1 protein-coding gene is annotated in these 217 nt (G+C 51.6%); it reads right to left on the bottom strand.

The annotated features are described in order from the left end of the window. Positions 1–217 (bottom strand): hypothetical protein (locus KPY62_RS14080; RefSeq protein ID WP_228730798.1); only part of this gene is annotated, 217 nt, incomplete at both ends.

Genomic DNA, 217 nt, shown 5'->3' with positions numbered 1-217 from the left:
ATCTTATCAGCGGCAGCCTTTTCAGCAGCAATCTTATCAGCGGCAGCCTTCTCAGCAGCAGCCTTTTCAGCGGCAGCCTTTTCAGCAGCTATCTTATCAGCGGCAGCCTTTTCAGCAGCAATCTTATCAGCGGCAGCCTTCTCAGCAGCAGCCTTTTCAGCGGCAGCCTTTTCAGCAGCTATCTTATCAGCGGCAGCCTTTTCAGCAGCAATCTTAT

The organism is Psychrobacter sp. TAE2020 (assembly GCF_018919485.1).
Classification (GTDB): domain Bacteria; phylum Pseudomonadota; class Gammaproteobacteria; order Pseudomonadales; family Moraxellaceae; genus Psychrobacter.
This window is presented reverse-complemented; position numbering and strand designations above follow the sequence as displayed.